The organism is Rhizobium sp. TRM95796 (assembly GCF_025779995.1).
Lineage (GTDB): Bacteria > Pseudomonadota > Alphaproteobacteria > Rhizobiales > Rhizobiaceae > Rhizobium_E.
The window spans coordinates 242,190-258,339 of record NZ_JAOXHE010000005.1; the positions used below are offsets into that span (position 1 = coordinate 242,190).

Below are 16,150 nucleotides of genomic sequence, written 5' to 3' on the forward strand. Positions count from 1 at the left end.
GCCCGGCCGCCGGCAACCGGCTTTCCAATCAGAAGGTTCAAATGCCTAACGCCCCGTACCTGTTGTTTTTATTGGGGACGAGCGCGTAGAGAAGGTGGTCACGCCATTCGCCCCGAATTTTCAAATACGACTTCATATAGCCTTCGCGCTCAAATCCGGCTTTTTCAAGTAGGCGGATGGAGCGATCATTGTCTGGAATACAGGCTGCCTCGATGCGGTGCAAGTTCATGCGAATGAAGATATAGCTGATGACCGGGCCGATCGCCTGGCTCATATGGCCTTTGCCCGCATGTTTCTCGCCCATCCAGTAGCCGATCATGCAGCTTTGCGACGCGCCTCGGCGGATATGGCCGATGGTGACGCCGCCCAGCAATTCTTCGGTGTCGCGGTGGAAAAGCAGGAGCGGCACGGCCACGCCGGAAGCGAATTCCTGGTTGGCGCGGATCACCCGTGTCCGGAACGATCCTTCGGTAAGCGCGTCCGGGTCCCAGGCCGGCTCCCATTTTTCGAGAAAGGCCCGGCTTTCGCTGCGCAATTTGCGCCAGGCCTTGTAGTCGCTGTTGCGCGGAAGCCGGAGGTAGTGGTCGGGACCGGAAATCTCCTCCCCCGAGCCCTGCCGCGACAAGAAGCCGAACACTGATCTTGCCATGCGACGCGCGCTCCGGAAGCAGCCCGCCGCTATTCGGCGGCGGACTTGTGTTCCGGAGCCCGTGAGCTGCCGAGCGCCTGCAGGATGTCTTCCATCGGCGCGAGTTGCTCCACCGGACCGATGGCGGACAGGGTGGGCGTGGTGTCGAAGAACAGCCGGCCGGCGAGATCGGTCAGGCGATCCGTGGTGATGTCGTTCAGCCGCTGCATCAGTTCTTCGTTCGGGATCGGCCGACCATAGAGCATGATCTGTCGGGCGATCTGGCCGGCGCGTGCGGCAGGGCTTTCCTGGCCCATCAGCAGTTGGGCGCGGATCTGGGCGCGGGCGCGATCGATTTCGTCCTGATTGATCTTCTCGGAGGCGCGACGCAACTCTTCGATCACCACCGGCATCAGTTCGGGCAGGTTCTCGCCCCCGGTCGCGGCGTGCACGCCGAAAATGCCGGTGTCCGAAAAACCCCAATGGAAGGCGTAGATCGAGTAGCACAGGCCGCGATGTTCGCGCACTTCCTGGAAAAGGCGCGAGGACATGCCGCCGCCCAGCACATTGGCGAGGATCTGCGAACAGTAAAAATCGCGGGCGTGATAGGCCTTGCCTTCGAAGCCGAACAGCACCTGCGCGTCCATGAGGTCGCGATCTTCGCGGATGTCGCCGCCGATATAGCGGGCGGGATCCATGATGATCGGCGCCGACGGCGTCGTCGGCAGCGACGAAAAGCGGCGCGCCACCTGCTCGACGAATTCGTCATGCTTGACCGCGCCGGCGGCGACGACGAACATGCGGTCGGCGACATAATTGCGAGAGAGATAGCGGCGGATCTGGTCCGGCGTAAACGTCATCACCGTTTCGGACGTGCCGAGGATCGGTCGGCCGATCGTCTGCCCGAAATAGGCGCGCTCAGAGAATTTGTCGAAGATCACGTCGTCGGGCGTGTCGTTGGCCGCGCCGATTTCCTGCAGGATGACGTTCTTCTCGCGCTCGAGTTCTTCCTCCTCGAAAGCCGATTCCGTCAGGATGTCGGCGAGGATGTCGACCGCCAACGGCACGTCGTTCTTCAGCACGCGCGCGTAATAGGATGTGGATTCGGTGGATGTCGCGGCGTTCACTTCGCCGCCGACATTCTCGATCTCCTCGGCGATCTGGCGCGCCGTCCGGCGCGCCGTGCCCTTGAAGGCCATGTGTTCGAGAAGATGGGCGATGCCGTGTTCATCGGCGGCTTCGTTACGCGAACCCGACTTCACCCACACGCCGAGAGCAGCGCTCTCCAGATGCGGCATATCCTCGGTAACGACAGTCAATCCCGAAGGAAGTCTGGTGGACTCAACTTTCATGACCAATATTCAAGTCGCCTCGGTCAGGACCTGATCCGGGCATGTTTGGCGATGAAATTCTCCACCGTCTCGATGTCCGCATTAAGCACTTCGAAGCGCTCCTCCCTTTGCATCAGACCTGCAAGCCACGATGGCAGCGCGGGATTAATACCGCAAGCGGTTTCGACCGCCAAGGGGAATTTTGCCGGATGCGCGGTGGCCAGAGTCACCATCGGAGCGTTGGATTTCTCGTGTTTCGCCGCCACATGCACGCCGATCGCGGTATGGGGATCGAGCAGATAGCCGGTTTCCGAAAGATGATTTTTGATCGTTTCGGCCACCTGTTTTTCGGTGGCGCGGCCGGCCTTGAAGTCCTTGCGGATGAAGGCGAGCGCCTCGGCCTCGATCTCGAAGGCGCCGGATTGCTTGAGGCTGTCCATGGCGCGGCGAACCTTTTCGGGCTTGCGGCCATAGGCCTCGAACAGCAGTCGCTCGAAGTTGGAAGAGATCTGGATGTCCATCGACGGCGAGGTGGTCGCCTTCACGCCCTTCATCTCGTAGCGGCCCGTCTTCAGCGTGCGGGCGAGGATGTCGTTGTCGTTGGTGGCGATCACGAGCTTGCCCACCGGCAGGCCCATGCGCTTGGCGGCGTAGCCGGCGAAGATGTCGCCGAAATTGCCGGTCGGCACCGTGAAAGAGATCTTGCGGTCCGGGCCGCCGAGCGCGACGGCGCTGGTGAAGTAATAGACGATCTGGGCCATGATGCGGGCCCAGTTGATCGAATTGACGCCGGCCAGCGCCATGGAATCGCGGAACTTGATGTCGTTGAACATCGCCTTGACGAGATTCTGGCAGTCGTCGAAATCGCCCTGCACGGCGATGGCGTAGACATTGGCGTGCGAGGTGGTGGTCATCTGGCGCTGTTGCACCGGCGAGACCTTGCCATGCGGGAAGAGAATGAAGATGTCGGTGCGATCACGACCGCCGAAGGCGTCGATCGCCGCGCCGCCGGTGTCGCCCGACGTCGCGCCGACAATGGTGGCGCGTTCGCCGCGGGCGGCCAGCGCATGATCCATCAGACGCCCCAGCAACTGCATCGCCACGTCCTTGAAGGCGAGCGTCGTGCCGTGGAACAGTTCGAGGATGAAGGCGTTGGCGCCCGACTGCACCAGCGGCGTCACAGCCGGATGCTTGAAGGTCGCATAGGCCTCGTCGATCATGCGCTTGAGATCGGCGTCGTCGATCTCGCCGCCGACGAACGGAGACAGCACCTTGAAAGCGATATCCTGATAAGAGAGGCCGCGCCAGGAGCGGATCTCCTTCTTGGAGAAATGCGGCCATTCCTCGGGAATGTAGAGGCCGCCGTCACGCGCCAGGCCCGTCAACAGGGCGTCCGAGAAACCGAGCTTGGGGGCCTCGCCCCGGGTGGAAATATAGCGCACGTGCTGCTTCTCCTGATGTCGCTTGAGCCGGGTGAAACCTATCAGCGCGGGGCCCGCGCGATTGTCCATTTTGCGTCCGGAAAGCCCCGGAAAATGGCTGAATCTTTATTCCGGCCAATCGATTTTTTGTTTGGGCGCTGGTATAGACCACATCGCCGGGCCATGAAAAGGTCCGAAAGAGAAAGAAAACAGTGGTGAATCGTCCGCCTCGCGCGGCGTGGTCACATCAGGGTGGGGCGTAGCACGTGTCTCGGAGACTTCTCGGACTTATCTCTTCCTTCGCCGCTCTCGCGGCTCTGGCGAGCTGCACGGCTCCGTCCTATCCCGACAGCAATCGCGGCTTCAAGCCGGTCGTGAAAGCCGAGCCCGCGCCGGCCAACGCCACGCAGAACCCCGTGGTCGTGCAGGGCCAGTGCCCGCAGATCTATCTGCGCGAAGGCACGGCCGTGTTCCGCCAGTATCAGGGCGGCGTCAAGAAGGGCGCCGACGGCACGGCCGATCCGAGCAAGCTGGTGTTCCAGGCGACGCTCGAGCGCACCACGCGCCAGTGCTTCCAGACCGATCAGGGCCTCAAGATGACGGTCGTCGTCCAGGGCCGCATCATTCCCGGTCCGGCCGGCAAGGCGGGAACCTATACGCTGCCGATCCGCGTGGCCGCCACCGACGGCGACGCGACGCTCTATTCGGAGCTGACCAAGTTCCCGGTCACCGTGCCCGACAATCTCGGCGCCACCCAATTCCTGTTCACCAAGGAAGACGTGATCCTGAGCCAGGGCGCCACCGGCCTGACCCGCCTGTTCGCAGGCATCGACGAAGGTCCGTATAACACGAAGTGAGATTTTGGGGGCGGTGTTTGGTCGCCCTGCACTTTTGGCGTATGGAGATGCCGCGGCTTGCCCCCTCATCCGGCTGCCGCCACCTTCTCCCCGTAGAACGGGGAGAAGGGCGAAAGGGGCAGTGTCGGCGCTCCATCCTCCTTCGCCCCGCATTGCGGGGAGAAGGTCCCGGCAGGGGGATGAGGGGCGGCGCACGCCCGTAAACTGAAAAGAGCGCCGCCACAGCCGACCGAGCGGCGACGGACGCCGCCCTCGATATCAAGCCAGTTCCGACCAGCTCTTCAGCGCATCCACCATCTGCGGCAGTTCCGTCATGCGGCTGATCACCGTCTCGGCGCCGGCGTCGGTCAGCCGGTCGGCATGGGTGGGATAGGTGTGCGAGCCGCCGGTGAAGCCGATCACCCGCATGCCGGCGGCGCGAGCGGCGTGCACGCCATGCACCGAATCCTCGATCACCAGGCAGCGGGCCGGATCGGCGTTGAACTGCTTGGCGCCATGCAGATAGATATCGGGCTTCGGCTTAGTGCGGTCGGGGCCGAGATCCTTGGCCGAATAGACATGGCCCTCGAAATAGGGCTTCAACCCGACCTTGGTCAGCATCATGTCGAGCCGTTTCGACGAGGAGTTCGAGCAGATGCAACGCTGCTCGGTCAGCCGCGACAGCGCCGTGCGCACGCCGTCGATCATCTTGACGCGGATCGACAGCGCGCGGTCGAGCAGCGCTTCCGACTTGTCGATCAGCGCGGCCGACAACGGCAATTCCGCCTCCTTCTCGACGGTCAACAGAATGTTCTTCCAGTCTAGGCCGGCAAACCGGATGCACATCTCCTCGGCGGTGATCTCGAAGCCGCTGTCGCGCAGCAGCTTCGACTCGACTTCCGCCGCGATGATTTCGGAATCGACGAGCACGCCGTCGCAGTCAAACAGGATGAGGTCGAAGCCGGACATTTGGGGTCTCTGTGTTGGATCGGGATAGGCTCCGCCTACATGATTGGCGTCTGTCAGGCAATGCGCGAGGGCGCATGGCTGCCTTGCCCAGTCATTCGCTGCGGGAAATGCGGCGGAGTCGGTGTTCATTCGCGCGAGCCAGAATCCTGTCGCGGACATGCGAAAAGAACCGTGGCGGGAGCACGCCGTAAGTATAGCGCTTCGAACCAGTCCGCCCGGGGACGGGACGAATATCCGGACCGGGCCAGACGAAATCATTCGTTTCCGATACGATGATCCAGGATCTCTTGGCGTCCAGACCGAGATGAGCTTTCAGCGCCGCCGGCAATTCTATCGCATCGTTGGCGTCACGGGGAGGGCTGTGAGTTACGGGCACGACAGTGACGATCTCAAGACCACTCACCACGCGGCGTCCAGCGACGATGGCGCAAGGGCGATCTTTGCTTCCTTCATCGCGTCCCGCTTCGGCGTCTGCAGCCCAGAGATAAGAGTAGCGGATAACAAGACCGGGTTCCGGCCGCGGCAGCGTCATGGCGTCCAGTCGGCAATCAGGGCATCGAGGTGCGCATATTCTTCCGACACGCGCGCCTCCCGTATCGCCGCCAGCGTGTCTTCGTCGAGATGTTCCACGGCCCGGCTCAGACGGCCCTTTACCAACGTCTCGAACAGAGCCGCCGAGACGAGTACGGATCGCGTTTCGCCGTCATTGACAATTGCGACCGGCTCGCGCTCCGCCTTGTCCTGGTAGAGCTCCACATTGTTCTGAAATTCGCCGATCGTGACTTTCATGCGGTCCGTCTCCTGCCGGCGTCATCCTAGCCTTTTTGCCGGCTCAAGTCAGCCGTCACATCTTCAGCATGATCTTGCCGATATGGGCGCTCGACTCCATCAGCCGATGCGCCTCCACGACTCGGGCGAAGTCGAAGACCTCGTGGATCACGGGCGCGGCCTTGCCGGCTTCGAGCAGCGGCCAGACGCGGGCCTGCAACTGATCGCGAATCTCCGCTTTTTCCGCCGCCGTGCGCGGACGCATGGTCGAACCCATCAACCGAAGGCGCTTGATCATGATCGGGCTCAGATTGGCCTTCTCCGCCACCGCGCCGCCGAGAAAGGCGATGATCGACAGGCGGCCGTCCTTGGCGAGGCTCTGAAGGTTCTTCTCGAAATAGGCCGCGCCGATCATGTCGAGGATGACGTCGACGCCGGCCTTGCCGGTTTCTGCGCGGATAACCTCGGCGAAGTCCTCGTTCTTGTAGTTGATGGCCCTGGCTGCGCCGAGCTTCACACAGGCCTCCGCCTTGTCGTCCGAACCCACCGTCACGAACACTTTCGCGCCGATCGCCGAGGCGAGCTGGATCGCGGTGGTGCCGATGCCCGAAGAGCCGCCATGGATCAGCGCGCTTTCGCCCGCTTTCAATCCGGCCATCATGAACAGGTTGGCCCAGACGGTGAAGAAGGTCTCGGGCAGCGCCGCGGCGCGGATTGCGTCATAGCCTTGCGGCCAGGCCAGCGCCTGCGTGGCCGGAACGGCGCAGTATTCGGCATAGCCGCCGCCATTGGCGAGCGCGGTCACCTTGTCGCCGACGGAGAAGGCGCTGACGCCGGGGCCGATTGCCGCCACCTCGCCGGCGACTTCCAGTCCCAGCACCGGGCTTGCTCCCGGAGGAGGCGGATAGGTTCCCTGCCGCTGGGCCACATCCGGCCTGTTGACGCCGGCGGCTTCGACGCGGATCAGGATCTCGCCGTCGCGCAGCTGGGGCAGGGGACCCTCGGCGATCGTCATGGCCTCGGGCGCGCCGGGCGCGGGCAGGTCGACATAGCGCATGGAGGCGGGCGGGCAAGCGGTCATCGGCGTTCTCCGTGTTTCGGCGAGTGTTACCGGAGAACGCCTGTTGGGGAAAGTCGGTTCACGCCCGCTCGATTTCGCCCAGGCGAGCGATGCACAGTCCGGTGTCGCTGATCTTGGCGCCCGCCTTGACATGGGCGATTTCAGAACTGATCCGGTCGATATCGCTGATCACGGCGCCTTCGGGGATTTCCAAGACGCCGATCGAGCAACGCATCAGCCCGATCTTGCGCTCGACGCCCTGGCGATCGTGGCCCATGATGTAACCCCGGCCGCGCTCTTCCTCCGAATAGAGATCGGCGACTTCCGAGGCGAAGTCGTTCAGCAGGCGGCCGAGCGGGTGGATCATCTCTTCTTCGGTGTAGCCTGTGAGCCCGATGAAGAAGTCGTCGCCGCCGACATGGCCGATAAATTCGCTCTCGTGAAAGAAGTAGCGGCGCATCAGCGCGGCGAACAACGAGATCGCGTGGTCGCCGGCATGGAAGCCGTAGCGGTCGTTGAACGGCTTGAAATTGTCGAAGTCGCAATAGCAGTAATAGCGCCGCTCGTCGCCGTCCTTGGAGGTGTGGCGCAGGAAATCGAGAATGGCGAGATTGCCGGGCAAGCCGGTGAGCGGGTTCTGGTCCTGCGCGGTCTTGAGCTGCTTTTCGTTGAGAATTTTGATCAGCGACGCCGCGGAGATCGCGCCGGAATAACGCATGTTCTCGGTCAGAAGCACGCAGTGGCAGCCTTCCATATTGGCGAAGGCGGTGACCAGATCGTCGGTGCCGGAATCGAGACTGACGATCGGCGCAGCTTTGGCGAAATAGGAGATGGAACGGAGATAGTCGCGGTTCTTGAGCAGGTCGCGACCGAAGGGATGGTAGATATACTCCTTCAATTCCTTTTCCTGGATGATGCCGCGCGGCTCGTTGTTGACGTTCAACACAGGGAAATAGCTCTGGTCCGGATTTTGCCGGAACATTTCGAAGACCGTTTCGACCGAGTCGTTTTCATAGACGCTCGGAATGGCTTCGACCTGCTTGCGGATCAGCAATTCGTCGAGCGAACGGCCGGCGGCGCGATTTTTGGATTTGTCGCGCAGATGCGGATAGTTGCGCTTCTGGTCGTCCACGTTCACCGAGGGACGCGCGATGTAATAGCCCTGCACCATATCCACCCCGAATTCGCGGCAGGAAAGAAACTCTTCCTCGGTCTCGACCCCCTCGGCGATGACCCTGATGCCGAGCGTGTGGGCCATGCCGACGATGTTGCGCACCAGATGCTGCTTCTTGGCGCTGTCGCCGATATCGCGGATGAAATATTGGTCGATCTTGAGGTAGTCGATCGGGTAATCGGCGAGCAATTTATATTCGCCGCGGCCGACGCCGAAGTCGTCGATGGCGACCTTGAAGCCGGAGCGCCGCAGCCGCGCCATCAGCGGCCCGAATTCCGGCGATGTCGTATTGTCGAAGCGTTCGGAGAGTTCGAAGCAGATCGACGAGGGCGGCACCATATGCGTCTTCAAATGACGGACCAGCGCGTCCAGCATCGGCGCGCTCTCGGCGATCAGCCGGAAATCGAGATTGATGAACAGCGTCGAGGAGCGGAAATCGGGCAAAGTGGAGAATTTCGCCAGAGCGCGTCCCGCCATCATCTGGTCGAGCGCGCTCAATTGCCCGATCTCGGCCATGCGATCGATGAGGTCGAGGGGCGAGGAAAAGCCCATCTGATCATGGCCGCGCATCAGGGATTCATAGCCGAAGACGGCGCCGGTGGCGGTTTCGACAACGGGCTGGAAAGCCGGGTCGAGCACGAGTTTCGCAATGGATAACAGTTTTTCGCCCGCATAGGTATGCGGAAACGCGGAAATTTCTTTGGTCAAGGCGGCCATGCGCGGCTCCAGCAATTGAAGTCGTGCACAAGCTGTATGAAATTATTGAATATTTCCTTTGTGAAGCGTGATAGTTTTATGACTGTCGTGAATGATTGATCGCGCATGAAAGCCTTGGTTGCCGACAGGGAAGCTCGCCCCCGTCAGCGGCGTGCGTCTGTCGCAACCGGAACAGAAAACGCGGCTCCTGCGCCGCTTGCGCGGGGAGCTTGGCCTTAACTTCCGTCATCGCCTGAATTCAACGCCCAAGAGGGGTCCATGTCCGCCAAGAAGCCCAATATCCTCATCATCATGGTCGACCAGCTGAACGGGACGTTCTTTCCCGACGGCCCGGCGGACTTCCTGCATGCGCCCAACCTCAAGGCGCTTGCCGCCCGCTCGGCCCGCTTCGTCAACAACTATACGTCGTCGCCGCTCTGCGCGCCGGCCCGCGCCTCGTTCATGGCCGGCCAGCTGCCGCGCCGCACCCGCGTCTATGACAACGCCGCCGAATATGTCTCCTCCATTCCCACCTTCGCCCATCACCTTCGCCGCGCCGGCTATTACACCTGTCTGTCGGGCAAGATGCATTTCGTCGGTCCCGACCAGTTGCATGGCTTCGAGGAGCGCCTGACCACCGACATCTATCCCGCCGATTTCGGCTGGACTCCGGATTACCGCAAGCCGGGCGAACGCATCGACTGGTGGTATCACAATCTCGGCTCGGTCACGGGCGCAGGCGTCGCCGAAATCACCAACCAGATGGAGTATGACGACGAAGTCGCCTTCTTCGCCAATCAGAAGATCTATCAGCTGGCGCGCGAGAATGACGACGCCGACCGCCGTCCCTGGTGCATCACGGCATCCTTCACCCATCCGCATGATCCTTACGTCGCGCGCCGCAAGTTCTGGGATCTCTACGAGGATTGCGCGCATCTGACGCCGGAGGTCGCGCCGATCCCGTTCGACGAGCAGGATCCGCATTCCCAGCGCATCATGATGTCCTGCGACTACACCAATTTCGACCTGACCGAGGACAATGTCCGCCGGTCCCGCCGCGCCTATTTCGCCAACATCTCCTATCTCGACGAAAAAGTCGGGGAACTGATCGACACGCTGACCCGCACCCGCCAGCTCGACGACACGATGATCCTGTTCTGCTCCGACCATGGCGACATGCTGGGCGAGCGCGGATTGTGGTTCAAGATGAACTTCTTCGAAGGCTCGGCCCGCGTGCCCTTGATGATCGCCGGCCCCGGCGTGTCTCCCGGCCGCCACGACGCGCCTGTCTCAAACCTCGACGTGACGCCGACGATCGCCGATCTCGCCGGTCTGTCGATCGACGAAATTCTGCCTTGGACCGATGGCGAAAGCCTCGTCCCCGTGATCAACGGCGCGCCGCGCATTTCGCCCGTGTTGATGGAATACGCCGCCGAGGCGTCCTATTCGCCGCTGGTCGGCATTCGCGAAGGCAAGTGGAAGTTCATACACTGCGCCCTCGATCCCGATCAGCTCTATGATCTCGACGCCGATCCCAGGGAACTGCGCAACCTCGCCGCCGATCCTGTCTACGCCGACGTCGTCGCCGATTTCCGCGCCCGGATCGCGGCTCGATGGGACATCGACGCCTTCGACAAGGAAGTCCGCGAGAGCCAGGCCCGCCGCTGGGTGGTCTACGAGGCGCTGCGCAACGGCGCCTATTACCCCTGGGATCACCAGCCGCTGCAGAAGGCCTCGGAGCGCTATATGCGCAACCACATGAACCTCGACAATCTCGAAGGCGACAAGCGCTACCCACGCGGCGAATAACAAAACCGGAGGCGGCTGCTTTGGCGCAGCCGTCTCCGATCCTGGCGAAATCAGGGCCTTTTCCTAACGGGCCGAATAAAATTCGCGACAAGGTTCGACCACAACCATTTCGTTGAATTAATTTGAGTTTCGCCGAAATCCGAATATCAATTGTCCTCGCGGATCGGGAATTTGCCGGCGCTTCACTACAATGGAAAGCGCGACGCGACAAATCCGGACGATCCGCAGGTAAGTCGGGCATGCAAAGAGTGATCATGCCCGTTTTACATGGAGGTTATACAATGCGTATTCTCTTCGCTTCCGCTCTCGTTGCTTCGTCTCTCGCCATGGCGCCGCTCGCTTTCGCCGCAAGCGAAACCATGACCGGCACGGTCAAGGCCATCAACAGTTCGCATCATCAGCTGACGCTCGCCAATGGCGACACGTTCATGCTTCCGAAGAATTTCGACGCCAAGGACATCAAGACCGGCGCCAAGGTGAAGGTCGCCTACCAGAAAACCGGCAAGAAGCTCGAAGCGGAGAAGGTCACGGTCGTCAACTGATCGCCGCCGCTTTAGGCCGGCGCGCACCGCCCCCTCTCCAGCCGCGCCGGCCGATCGGTTTGTGACTGTTTTCAAGGCTCATCTGGCGTCCGCCCCATCGGACGCCTTTTCGCTTTCGGCGCCGCACGGCGTTCCTGCGAAGTGGAAATGTCGCAATCGGGATAAAAATAGGATGCGCCAGCAAGGTCGCTTTGTCGTGGGCCCGTTATATGCTTGTGTAATTACAGCATGTCCGGGGCTCCTGCCGGCAAGGGGAAAATCATGCGCGCACAACCACCCGCCAGCCATTTCATCGACGGCGAATATATCGAAGATACGGCCGGCGCGGCCTTCGATTGCGTCTATCCGGCCACCGGCGAAGTCATCGCCCGGCTGCATGCCGCCACCCCCGCCATCATCGAGCGCGCCGTCGCCTCGGCCAAGGCGGCCCAGGTCGAATGGGCCAAGATGAGCCTCACCGCGCGCGGCCGCATCCTCAAGCGCGCAGCCGAGATCATGCGCGCCAAGAACCGCGAGCTTTCCGAGCTGGAAACGCTCGACACCGGCAAGCCGATCCAGGAAACCATCGTCGCCGATCCCACTTCGGGCGCTGACGCCTTCGAATTCTTCGGCGGCGCCGCTGCGGTGGCGCTGAATGGCGAGCACATTCCGCTCGGCGGCGATTGGGCTTACACCAAGCGCATTCCGCTCGGCGTTTGCGTCGGCATCGGCGCCTGGAACTATCCCCAGCAGATCGCTTGCTGGAAAGGCGCGCCGGCGCTGATCTGCGGCAACGCCATGGTGTTCAAGCCGTCTGAAAACACGCCGCTCGGCGCGCTGAAGATCGCCGAAATCCTCATCGAAGCCGGCCTGCCCAAGGGCCTTTACAATGTCATCCAGGGCGATCGCGCCACCGGCCCGCAGCTGGTCAATCATCCCGACGTCAACAAGGTCTCGCTCACCGGTTCCGTGCCGACGGGCCGCAAGGTGGCTGAGGCCGCCGCCGGCCATCTCAAGCACGTCACCATGGAGTTGGGCGGCAAGTCGCCGCTGATCGTCTTCGACGACGCCGATCTCGACTCGGCCATCTCCGGCGCCATGCTGGCCAATTTCTATTCGACCGGCCAGGTCTGCTCCAACGGCACCCGCGTCTTCGTCCATAAAGGCGTCAAGGACGAATTCCTCACCCGCCTCAAGGCGCGCACCGAAGCCATTGTCATCGGTGAGCCGATGGATGAGGCGACCCAGATGGGCCCGGTGATCAACCGCGCTCAGCAGGAGAAGATCCTGTCCTATATAGACAAGGGCAAGGCCGAGGGCGCCCGCCTCGTCACCGGCGGCGCGATCCCGAATGACGTGCCGGCTGAGGGTAACTATATCCAGCCGACTGTCTTTGCCGATGTCACCGACGACATGACCATCGCCCGCGAAGAAATCTTCGGCCCGGTGATGTGCGTGCTCGATTTCGAGGGTGAGGACGATGTCGTGGCCCGCGCCAACGCTTCCGAATTCGGTCTCGCCGGCGGCGTCTTCACGAAGGACATCGCCCGCGCCCACCGCATGGCCGACCAGATCGAAGCCGGCACGTTCTGGATCAACACCTACAATCTCTGCCCGGTGGAAATCCCCTTCGGCGGCGTCAAGCAATCCGGCTTCGGCCGCGAAAACTCCCTGGCCGCCTTCAACCACTATTCCGAATTGAAGACGGTCTATGTGGCGATGGGACCGTGCGAGGCGCCGTACTGAGAGGACCCCGCCCTAAACCCCTCCTAACAATGGGAGGGGCTTAAACTGCCGCGCCGCCTTGGTCCAAATGCAAGGGCGCGCCAGATGCGATGAGGATGGATGGCGTGGGGACGCCGCCACACGTTAAACCCTCCCCCTTGTGGGGAGGGTTGGGAGGGGTTCTTTAAAAACAAACGAACAGGGGACACGCATGCAAGCTGATTTCGTCATCATCGGTTCCGGCTCGGCCGGCTCGGCGCTCACGGCGCGTCTTTCCGAAGACGGCAAAAACAGCGTCATCGTGCTGGAATTCGGCGGCACCGACGCCGGCCCGTTTATCCAGATGCCGGCCGCGCTCGCCTGGCCGCTCAACATGAAGCAGTATAACTGGGGCTATCTCTCCGAGCCCGAGCCCAACCTCAACAATCGGCGCATCACCGCCCCGCGCGGAAAGGTCATCGGCGGCTCCTCCTCGATCAATGGCATGGTCTATGTCCGCGGCCATTCGGAGGATTTCAATCGCTGGGAAGCGCTCGGTGCGCGCGGCTGGGCCTATGCCGATGTGCTGCCCTATTTCAAGCGCCAGGAAAATTCCCATGGCGGCGAAGAGGGCTGGCGCGGAACCGATGGTCCCCTGCATGTCCGTCGCGGCGGCTCGCCCAACCCGCTCTACAAGGCCTTTATCGACGCCGGGCGCGAGGCCGGGTTCGAAGTGACCGAGGATTACAACGGCCACAAGCAGGAAGGCTTTGGCGAGATGGAGCAGACCAGCTGGCAGGGCCGCCGCTGGTCCGCCGCCACCGCCTATCTGAAGCCGGCGCTGAAACGGCCGAATGTCGAGCTGGTGCGCTGTCTCGCCCGCAAGGTTGTGATCGAGAACGGCCGCGCCGTGGGCGTCGAGATCGAGCGCAACGGCCAGATCGAGGTGATCAAGGCCAATCGTGAGGTCATCGTCTCGGCCTCCTCCTTCAATTCGCCGAAACTCTTGATGCTCTCGGGCGTCGGCCCGGCCGAGCATCTTCGTCAGCTCGGCGTCGAGGTGAAGGTCGACCGTCCCGGCGTCGGCCAGAACCTGCAGGACCATATGGAGTTCTACTTCCAGCAGGAGTGCAAGGAGCCGGTGTCACTCTATAGCTGGCTGCCCTGGTACATGCAGGGCCTCGCCGGCGCGCAATGGCTGTTCTTCAAGAAGGGCCTGGGCACATCCAACCAGTTCGAATCCTGCGCCTTCGTCCGCTCGGCCCCGGGCGTCAAGCAGCCGGATATCCAGTATCATTTCCTGCCGGTGGCGGTGCGCTACGACGGCAAGTCGGCGGCGAAAACCCACAGCTTCCAGGCCCATGTCGGCTACAACCTGTCGAAATCGCGCGGCGCCGTCACGCTGCGCTCTTCCGATCCCAAGGCCGATCCGCTCATCCGGTTCAACTATATGAGCCATGAGGAAGACTGGATCAAATTCCGCCATTGCGTGCGCCTGACGCGCGAGATCTTCGGCCAACAGGCCTTCGATCGCTATCGCGGCCGCGAAATCCAGCCGGGCGCCGCCGTGCAAAGCGACGCCGAGATCGACGACTTCCTGCGCGAACATCTCGAAAGCGCCTATCACCCCTGCGGCACCTGCAAGATGGGCGACAGGAACGATCCCATGGCCGTGGTCGATCCCGAGACCCGCGTCATCGGCGTCGACGGCCTGCGCGTGGCCGACTCCTCGATCTTCCCGCACATTACCTATGGCAATCTCAACGGCCCCTCGATCATGACCGGCGAAAAAGCCGCCGACCATATTTTGGGAAAACAGCCGCTGGCCCGTTCGAACCAGGAGCCCTGGGTCAATCCGCGCTGGGAGACGAGCGATCGGTAGGCAGCGTTTTCATCGCTGACGGAAATTGGCAGGCCTTTACTGGCTCAACACGCCCGACACGATGCGGAACGGGCTCGACACGGTCGCCGCGGCCGCGTTGAACACGAAGGCGCCTGCGTCTTTCAGGCCCGCTTTCCTGTCGTCGCGCAGCGCCGGCGCCAGCACCGCGACGTCCGCGAAGCGGTTGTGATTGGTGGAATCGAGCGGCTTCACGCTGGAAATATCGATGAACTGAATGCCGACGCTCTGGGCGGCGGCGATCACGTCAGGGTCTTTCACGTCGAGCGCGCCGACGCGCTGGCTGCTGGCGGAGAGGAATTTCGACACTTCCAGCGCCCGATCGTCCGGGGCGACCAGAATGGTGATCGGCAGTTTCATCCGGCCGATAACCTGCATCTGCGTCCGGAATACGTCGGCGTCGATGTCGGGGGCGGCCAGCACCACCTTCAGCTTGTCGAGCACGTCGTCGCGCTTGGCGAGGCGCAACTGCCTCAGCGCCTCCACCGTCAGCCATGACCCCATCGAATGGGCGAACACATAGACCTCGCCGGTCTTGCGCCGCTTGGTCGCCTCGGTGAGGAACTGCGCCAGATAGTCGCGCGAATAGGTCGCGCTTTCCTTGTCGGCGACATAACCGGCCAGTTCCGCCTGCGACGGCCAGGAGAACACCACCTTGGCGCCGGGGATGTTGGCGTCATGCGCCATCTGCGCCATGCGGAACAGCGCCTCCTGATAGCTGTTGTTGTAGCCGTGCACGAAAATGCCGATATCGCGGCTTTTCGGATCGGCATGATCGATCGCGTCGATGAATTCTCTCTGGTCGAGCCGTTTCTGGCCCACCACGGCGAAAGTCTTTTTCGGATCGGCTTTCGCGCCCGGCCATTCCACCTCGGAATTCCTGTGATTGGGCGGAATCGACACGGTGAACTCGGCATAGGAGGCGTCGCGGGCCTTGGAATTGTCGAACATATTGGCGTCCGGCTTGGTGCGGCCGCGTGTGGTCATCGCGAAAACCTGCTCCGTGGCGAGCTTGGGGATGCCGCGCGTGTCCACATTCGCCAGCGTTTCCGGCGAGGGGCGCGATCCGCAGCCCGTGAGCGCGAACGCCGTGAGCGTGAGGGCGAGGACGGCTTTCGGGAGATCGGGCCGGAAATAGCGCGTCGTCATGTCGGTCTCGCATGTGGTGGCGTTTCCACTCTCCATAACAGCGCGTCTTTGCCCGCGCTAGTCAAACTTGCCGCGCGCCGTTGGTCGTCGCCGATCGGCTCGCCAAGGATTTGCATCGCGCTTGACATTGCATGAAAATAAACGATATTGCACGAAATCGCATGAGTGACGACGGAAACAATGA

General features: G+C 62.2%; 14 protein-coding genes. 5 read left to right on the top strand and 9 right to left on the bottom strand.

Annotation, left to right across the window (positions count from 1 at the left end):
- Positions 1 to 37 precede the first annotated feature (37 nt).
- Genes OCK01_RS12560 through thrC form a run of 3 tightly spaced genes read right to left on the bottom strand, consistent with a single transcriptional unit; the run spans position 38 to position 3,401 of the window.
- Positions 38 to 649: a GNAT family N-acetyltransferase gene (locus tag OCK01_RS12560; RefSeq protein WP_263824198.1), complete on the bottom strand. Its 612-nt coding sequence runs from the start codon at positions 647 to 649 to the stop codon at positions 38 to 40.
- 29 nt (positions 650 to 678) lie between these two features.
- A complete protein-coding gene (locus OCK01_RS12565; protein ID WP_263824199.1) occupies positions 679 to 1,980 on the bottom strand; it encodes a M16 family metallopeptidase in 1,302 nt (433 codons plus the stop codon).
- A gap of 23 nt (positions 1,981 to 2,003) precedes the next feature.
- Positions 2,004 to 3,401: a threonine synthase gene (thrC, locus tag OCK01_RS12570; RefSeq protein ID WP_263824478.1), complete on the bottom strand. Its 1,398-nt coding sequence runs from the start codon at positions 3,399 to 3,401 to the stop codon at positions 2,004 to 2,006.
- Positions 3,402 to 3,646: 245 nt separating this feature from the next.
- On the opposite strand from thrC, the gene OCK01_RS12575 reads away from it, so the two are divergent.
- Positions 3,647 to 4,237 carry a hypothetical protein gene (locus tag OCK01_RS12575; RefSeq protein WP_263824200.1) on the top strand — a complete coding sequence of 197 codons (591 nt, stop codon included), beginning with the start codon at positions 3,647 to 3,649 and terminating at the stop codon, positions 4,235 to 4,237.
- A 258-nt stretch (positions 4,238 to 4,495) separates the two neighbouring features.
- Here OCK01_RS12575 and OCK01_RS12580 read toward each other — a convergent pair whose 3' ends face one another.
- From OCK01_RS12580 to OCK01_RS12600, 5 genes are all read right to left on the bottom strand, one after another.
- A complete protein-coding gene (locus tag OCK01_RS12580) occupies positions 4,496 to 5,185 on the bottom strand; it encodes an HAD family hydrolase (RefSeq protein ID WP_263824201.1) in 690 nt (229 codons plus the stop codon).
- Positions 5,186 to 5,276: 91 nt separating this feature from the next.
- A complete protein-coding gene (locus OCK01_RS12585) occupies positions 5,277 to 5,717 on the bottom strand; it encodes a hypothetical protein (RefSeq protein WP_263824202.1) in 441 nt (146 codons plus the stop codon).
- Complete coding sequence (locus tag OCK01_RS12590; protein WP_263824203.1) at positions 5,714 to 5,974, bottom strand: type II toxin-antitoxin system Phd/YefM family antitoxin; 261 nt, start codon at positions 5,972 to 5,974, stop codon at positions 5,714 to 5,716. Before OCK01_RS12590 ends, OCK01_RS12585 begins: the two co-directional genes overlap by 4 nt.
- Before the next feature lie 55 nt (positions 5,975 to 6,029).
- Positions 6,030 to 7,034 (bottom strand): NAD(P)H-quinone oxidoreductase, encoded by a 1,005-nt coding sequence (locus OCK01_RS12595; RefSeq protein WP_263824204.1) that lies wholly within the window; start codon positions 7,032 to 7,034, stop codon positions 6,030 to 6,032.
- Between the two features lie 58 nt (positions 7,035 to 7,092).
- Positions 7,093 to 8,904, bottom strand: coding sequence for a bifunctional diguanylate cyclase/phosphodiesterase (locus tag OCK01_RS12600; protein WP_263824205.1), 1,812 nt, complete (start codon positions 8,902 to 8,904; stop codon positions 7,093 to 7,095).
- A gap of 258 nt (positions 8,905 to 9,162) precedes the next feature.
- Between OCK01_RS12600 and betC the strand changes: the two genes are divergently transcribed.
- The 4 genes from betC to betA all read left to right on the top strand — a co-directional run bounded on the left by betC (position 9,163) and on the right by betA (position 14,799).
- A complete protein-coding gene (gene betC / locus OCK01_RS12605; RefSeq protein ID WP_263824206.1) occupies positions 9,163 to 10,692 on the top strand; it encodes a choline-sulfatase in 1,530 nt (509 codons plus the stop codon).
- Positions 10,693 to 10,973: 281 nt separating this feature from the next.
- Positions 10,974 to 11,234: a DUF1344 domain-containing protein gene (locus OCK01_RS12610; protein ID WP_263824207.1), complete on the top strand. Its 261-nt coding sequence runs from the start codon at positions 10,974 to 10,976 to the stop codon at positions 11,232 to 11,234.
- Positions 11,235 to 11,495: 261 nt separating this feature from the next.
- A complete protein-coding gene (gene betB, locus OCK01_RS12615) occupies positions 11,496 to 12,959 on the top strand; it encodes a betaine-aldehyde dehydrogenase (RefSeq protein WP_263824208.1) in 1,464 nt (487 codons plus the stop codon).
- A 190-nt stretch (positions 12,960 to 13,149) separates the two neighbouring features.
- On the top strand, positions 13,150 to 14,799 hold the full coding sequence (gene betA, locus OCK01_RS12620; protein ID WP_263824209.1) for a choline dehydrogenase: 1,650 nt from the start codon (positions 13,150 to 13,152) through the stop codon (positions 14,797 to 14,799).
- A gap of 36 nt (positions 14,800 to 14,835) precedes the next feature.
- On the opposite strand, the gene OCK01_RS12625 is transcribed toward betA, so the two are convergent.
- Complete coding sequence (locus OCK01_RS12625) at positions 14,836 to 15,966, bottom strand: alpha/beta hydrolase (protein ID WP_263824210.1); 1,131 nt, start codon at positions 15,964 to 15,966, stop codon at positions 14,836 to 14,838.
- Positions 15,967 to 16,150 lie beyond the last annotated feature (184 nt).

Bases quoted from the DNA above. Each gene is read 5' to 3' on its own strand.
- OCK01_RS12560 (WP_263824198.1), bottom strand. From the start codon at position 649: ATGGCAAGATCAGTGTTCGGCTTCTTGTCGCGGCAGGGCTCGGGGGAG.
- OCK01_RS12565 (WP_263824199.1), bottom strand. From the start codon at position 1,980: ATGAAAGTTGAGTCCACCAGACTTCCTTCGGGATTGACTGTCGTTACC.
- OCK01_RS12580 (WP_263824201.1), bottom strand. From the start codon at position 5,185: ATGTCCGGCTTCGACCTCATCCTGTTTGACTGCGACGGCGTGCTCGTC.
- OCK01_RS12585 (WP_263824202.1), bottom strand. From the start codon at position 5,717: ATGACGCTGCCGCGGCCGGAACCCGGTCTTGTTATCCGCTACTCTTAT.
- OCK01_RS12590 (WP_263824203.1), bottom strand. From the start codon at position 5,974: ATGAAAGTCACGATCGGCGAATTTCAGAACAATGTGGAGCTCTACCAG.
- OCK01_RS12595 (WP_263824204.1), bottom strand. From the start codon at position 7,034: ATGACCGCTTGCCCGCCCGCCTCCATGCGCTATGTCGACCTGCCCGCG.
- OCK01_RS12600 (WP_263824205.1), bottom strand. From the start codon at position 8,904: ATGGCCGCCTTGACCAAAGAAATTTCCGCGTTTCCGCATACCTATGCG.
- betC (WP_263824206.1), top strand. From the start codon at position 9,163: ATGTCCGCCAAGAAGCCCAATATCCTCATCATCATGGTCGACCAGCTG.
- OCK01_RS12610 (WP_263824207.1), top strand. From the start codon at position 10,974: ATGCGTATTCTCTTCGCTTCCGCTCTCGTTGCTTCGTCTCTCGCCATG.
- betB (WP_263824208.1), top strand. From the start codon at position 11,496: ATGCGCGCACAACCACCCGCCAGCCATTTCATCGACGGCGAATATATC.
- betA (WP_263824209.1), top strand. From the start codon at position 13,150: ATGCAAGCTGATTTCGTCATCATCGGTTCCGGCTCGGCCGGCTCGGCG.
- OCK01_RS12625 (WP_263824210.1), bottom strand. From the start codon at position 15,966: ATGACGACGCGCTATTTCCGGCCCGATCTCCCGAAAGCCGTCCTCGCC.